Origin of the sequence: Shigella sp. FC1967 (genome assembly GCF_001743005.1) — a bacterium.
Classification (GTDB): domain Bacteria; phylum Pseudomonadota; class Gammaproteobacteria; order Enterobacterales; family Enterobacteriaceae; genus Proteus.
The window spans coordinates 1-4,847 of record NZ_MIIZ01000680.1 but is presented as its reverse complement, the minus strand read 5'-3'; the positions used below and the strand labels follow the sequence as shown (position 1 = coordinate 4,847).

The following is a 4,847-nucleotide window of genomic DNA, read 5'->3' as shown; positions in this document are numbered from 1 at the left end:
CCCGTGCCTTATGGCGTGCAACGGGAATGACGGATGCTGATTTTGGTAAACCTATTATTGCAGTGGTGAACTCATTTACGCAATTTGTGCCGGGTCATGTGCATCTGCGGGATTTAGGAAAACTCGTTGCTGAGCAAATTGAAGCCGCGGGTGGTGTAGCTAAAGAATTTAATACCATTGCGGTTGATGACGGTATTGCAATGGGACACGGTGGCATGCTTTATTCGTTGCCATCGCGTGAGCTTATCGCAGACTCTGTTGAATATATGGTTAATGCACACTGTGCTGATGCGATGGTGTGTATCTCAAACTGTGACAAGATCACCCCAGGAATGTTAATGGCGTCTTTACGCCTAAATATCCCGGTTATTTTTGTTTCGGGTGGCCCTATGGAAGCCGGTAAAACGAAGCTTTCAGATCAACTGATCAAATTGGATCTCGTTGATGCCATGATCCAAGGGGCAAATCCAAATGTCAGCGATGCGGATAGTGAGCAAATTGAACGATCTGCTTGTCCGACATGCGGATCGTGTTCAGGTATGTTTACCGCAAACTCCATGAATTGTTTAACCGAAGCTCTCGGATTATCTCAACCCGGAAATGGCTCACTATTAGCGACACACGCAGATCGTGAAACACTGTTTATCAACGCAGGTAAACGCATTGTTGAATTAACTAAACGCTATTATGAAAAAGATGATGAGTCCGCATTACCGCGCAATATTGCTAAGAAAGAAGCCTTTGAAAATGCGATGATCTTAGATATTGCCATGGGTGGCTCGACGAATACGGTTCTGCATTTATTAGCTGCTGCACAAGAAGGTGAGGTTGATTTCACTATGGAAGATATCGACAGACTTTCTCGCCAAGTGCCTCATTTATGTAAAGTGGCGCCAAGTACACAAAAATATCATATGGAAGATGTTCACCGTGCTGGTGGGGTTATGGGGATTTTAGGTGAATTAGACAGAGCCGGATTACTTAATCGTAATGTGGGTAATATTTTAGGGTTAAGCTTGCCAGAAACATTAGCACAATATGACGTGATGTTAACGCAAGATGAGCAAGTAAAATCAATGTTCCAAGCAGGTCCTGCGGGTATTCGTACAACGAAGGCATTCTCTCAAAATTGTCGTTGGCCAACCTTAGATACTGACCGTGAAAACGGATGTATCCGCAGTAAAGAACATGCTTATAGTCAAGATGGTGGATTAGCTGTTTTATCCGGTAACTTAGCCGTAGATGGTTGTATTGTTAAAACAGCAGGTGTTGATAACGATAACTTAATTTTTAGTGGTCCTGCAAAAGTATATGAAAGCCAAGATGATGCTGTTGAGGCTATCTTAGGTGGGAAAGTTGTGGCAGGCGATGTGGTTATTATTCGCTATGAAGGTCCTAAAGGTGGGCCGGGTATGCAAGAGATGCTGTATCCAACCTCTTATTTAAAATCAATGGGATTAGGTAAAGCTTGCGCACTTATCACTGATGGACGTTTCTCTGGAGGAACATCTGGCTTATCTATCGGGCATGTCTCACCAGAAGCAGCAAATGGTGGTGTCATTGGTTTAGTGGAAGAAGGTGATATTGTTTCTATCAATATTCCAACTCGAGAAATTTCATTAAACGTAGATGATAAAACGTTATCTGCACGTCGTGATGCACAAAATGCTCGTGGTGATAAAGCGTGGACACCACAAAATAGACAGCGCCAAGTTTCGTTTGCCTTACGTGCTTACGCCTCTTTAGCCACTAGTGCTGATAAAGGTGCGGTACGTGATAAATCTAAGTTAGGGGGCTAAGAATGGCTGCTTTTAGACCTTTAAATTCGGCACCAAGTAGCGCTGAATATTTAAAAGCGGCGCTGAGTGCACCTGTTTATGAAGCCGCAATAGTGACTCCACTCCAAGAGATGACAAAAATCTCGGAACGTTTAGAAAATACCATTTTAGTTAAACGTGAAGATCGACAACCTGTTCACAGCTTTAAATTGCGTGGTGCTTATACCATGATTGCAGGGTTGACCCCTGAGCAAAAAGAGAAAGGTGTTGTGACAGCGTCTGCTGGTAATCACGCGCAAGGCGTTGCGTTGTCTGCAAATCGAATGGGTGTAAAGGCGTTAATTGTGATGCCAGTGGCAACGGCGGATATCAAAGTTGATGCTGTTCGCCAATTTGGTGGAGAAGCACTGCTTTATGGCGCCAACTTTGATGAAGCAAAAGCGAAAGCTATCGCGCTATCTGAAGAAATGGGATACACCTTTGTTCCGCCTTTTGATCATCCAGCCGTCATTGCTGGGCAAGCAACATTGGCAATGGAACTCTTACAACAAGATGTTCATCTTGACCGTATTTTCGTCCCCGTAGGTGGTGGAGGTTTAATTGCTGGAGTTGCTGTATTAATCAAACAGCTTATGCCAGAAATTAAAGTTATTGGTGTTGAAGCAGAAGATGCAGCATGTTTAAAAGCAGCATTAGAGGCAGGACATCCCGTTGAATTAGCTCGAGTAGGCTTATTTGCAGAAGGTGTTGCGGTTAAGCGTATTGGTGATGAAACTTTTCGTTTATGCCAAAAATATGTTGATGATGTTATCACCGTAGACAGCGATGCTATTTGTGCAGCGGTAAAAGATTTATTTGAAGATGTGCGTGCGATTGCAGAGCCTTCAGGGGCATTGGCATTAGCAGGGCTTAAAAAATACGTAGAAGAGCATCAGATAAAAGGTGAACGTTTAGCACATATACTTTCCGGCGCAAATGTGAATTTTCATGGGCTCCGATATGTTTCTGAGCGCTGTGAGCTAGGCGAAAAACGTGAAGCATTATTCGCTGTGACGATCCCTGAACAAAAGGGGAGTTTTTTACGTTTCTGCCAAATCTTAGGGCAACGTGTTGTCACTGAATTTAATTATCGTTATAGCGATGCAGATCCTGAAAATGCACGTATTTTTGTCGGTGTGCGTTTAAGTCAAGGACTCACAGAGCGTAAAGATATTTTGCGTGAACTTACGACTGCGGGTTATCAAGTTGCTGATCTTTCTGACGATGAAATGGCAAAACTTCATGTACGTTATATGGTCGGTGGTCGCCCTCATAAACCACTTAAAGAGCGTCTATTTAGTTTTGAGTTCCCTGAGTCGCCGGGTGCTTTAATGAAGTTTTTAAAAACATTAGGGACTTATTGGAATATCACATTATTCCACTATCGTAGTCATGGTACTGATTATGGGCGTGTGCTGGTGGCATTTGAATTACCCGAAACGGAAGGGCGTTTCGAGCGACATTTGGATGCGTTAGGTTATGAATATCATGATGAGACAGGAAATCCTTCTTTTCAGTTATTCCTGTCACCACAAACGACAAGCTTAGTCGTGGAGTAATCGCCAAAAAGCGTTGATCACTGGCTCTTGAAGGCGTTTGTGTGATCCGCAAACGCCTAATTCGAAAGGTTCTACCATTGAAATATTATCTAATAAAGAGATGCGGTTACGAACGGGCTCAGGGCAGTTATCAACGACAACTTGTGGAATAAGTGCAATACCACAACCTAACGCAACCATTGAGACAATGGCTTCATGTCCTGAAACAGTCGCATAAATTAAGGGATTAAGGATACGGTGGCGTTTAAACCATAATGCAATTCGTTGTCGCGATGGCCCATGTTCAGGAATGATAAATGGAATATTGAGCCAATCGGGTTTCTCTTGTGTTACTAGATGACGAACATTACAAGGCAGAGCGGGTGCAATCAGTACCAATGGGATCTCGCCTATTTTTTCAAAACAGATATTTTCAGGCAGTTTTTCAGGTTTTCCAGCAATACCTAAATCGGCTTCATCAGATTGCACTTTATCGACTGCATCAGCCGCATCGCCAGTGGTGAGTTTTATTTCAACCAATGGGTTTTCTGCACGAAAACGGTCAAGAATCGGGGGTAAATGGCTATAAGCCGCGGTTACAGAGCAAAATAGGCGCAATTCGCCAGAAAGGCTTGGGCTATTTTGATTTAGCGTGTGCTTAAGCTGCTTGTATTGCAATAAGGTTTGTTGAGCATAGCGTTTTAACTGTTCGCCTGCCTCGGTGAGAGCCACTTGTCTGTTATCACGTAAAAACAGAGGATGGCCTAAACTTTCTTCTAGACGTTGAATTTGCCGAGAGAGTGTAGAAGGACTGACGTGCATAGCTTGTGCCGTCTTGGTGAAGTGACAGCTTTCAGCTAAATGCAGGAAAAGTTTTAGATCACGAATATCCATTGCCAGCCACCTTAGGTGATAAAAAAGAACGTTGCATTTTTTTGCAATACTATCTTGTAAATATATCAATTTAAGCAATGGCTTTCATCCCATATAGTAAAGTCATGCAACACCTCACAGAGCGTGAGGATAATAACAGCAAACACATACACAACGATTTTGGAGTCTTCTATGACAAATTATTTTAATACATTGAATCTGCGTCAGCAGTTGTCGCAATTAGGTAAATGTCGCTTTATGTCACGTGAAGAATTTGCTGATGAAGCAAATTACCTGAAAGGCAAAAAAGTCGTTATCGTTGGTTGTGGCGCCCAAGGTCTGAATCAAGGTTTAAATATGCGTGATTCAGGCTTGAATATCGCGTATGCCTTACGTCAAGAAGCGATTGATGAGAAACGTGCATCATGGCGTCGTGCAACCGAAAACGGTTTTGAGGTTGGAACCTATGAAGCGTTGATCCCTCAAGCAGATTTAGTTGTTAACTTAACGCCAGATAAACAGCATTCTGCTGTTGTTCAAGCCGTTCAGCCGTTGATGAAATCAGGTGCAGCATTAGGTTACTCCCATGGCTTTAATATCGTTGAAGTAGGCGAAAAAA

4 protein-coding genes are annotated in these 4,847 nt (G+C 43.0%); 3 read left to right on the top strand and 1 reads right to left on the bottom strand.

The window, feature by feature from the left end; genetic code table 11:
• Both ilvD and ilvA read left to right on the top strand, forming a co-directional pair.
• Positions 1-1,799 (top strand): dihydroxy-acid dehydratase (gene ilvD, locus BHE89_RS09635; protein WP_128860437.1); only part of this gene is annotated, 1,799 nt, incomplete at its 5' end.
• 2 nt (positions 1,800-1,801) lie between these two features.
• Positions 1,802-3,376, top strand: coding sequence for a threonine ammonia-lyase, biosynthetic (gene ilvA / locus BHE89_RS09630; protein ID WP_069369925.1), 1,575 nt, complete (start codon positions 1,802-1,804; stop codon positions 3,374-3,376).
• Here the strand turns inward: ilvA and ilvY are convergent.
• Positions 3,362-4,249 carry an HTH-type transcriptional activator IlvY gene (gene ilvY / locus BHE89_RS09625; RefSeq protein ID WP_069369924.1) on the bottom strand — a complete coding sequence of 296 codons (888 nt, stop codon included), beginning with the start codon at positions 4,247-4,249 and terminating at the stop codon, positions 3,362-3,364. The two genes, ilvA and ilvY, sit on opposite strands and share 15 nt — an antisense overlap.
• 171 nt (positions 4,250-4,420) lie before the next feature.
• Here ilvY and BHE89_RS09620 point away from each other — a divergent pair.
• Positions 4,421-4,847: NAD(P)-dependent oxidoreductase (locus BHE89_RS09620; protein WP_353615116.1), on the top strand; the 427-nt coding region annotated here is incomplete at its 3' end.

Coding starts and splice junctions, on each gene's coding strand:
- ilvA (WP_069369925.1), top strand. CDS start 1,802: ATGGCTGCTTTTAGACCTTTAAATTCGGCACCAAGTAGCGCTGAATAT.
- ilvY (WP_069369924.1), bottom strand. CDS start 4,249: ATGGATATTCGTGATCTAAAACTTTTCCTGCATTTAGCTGAAAGCTGT.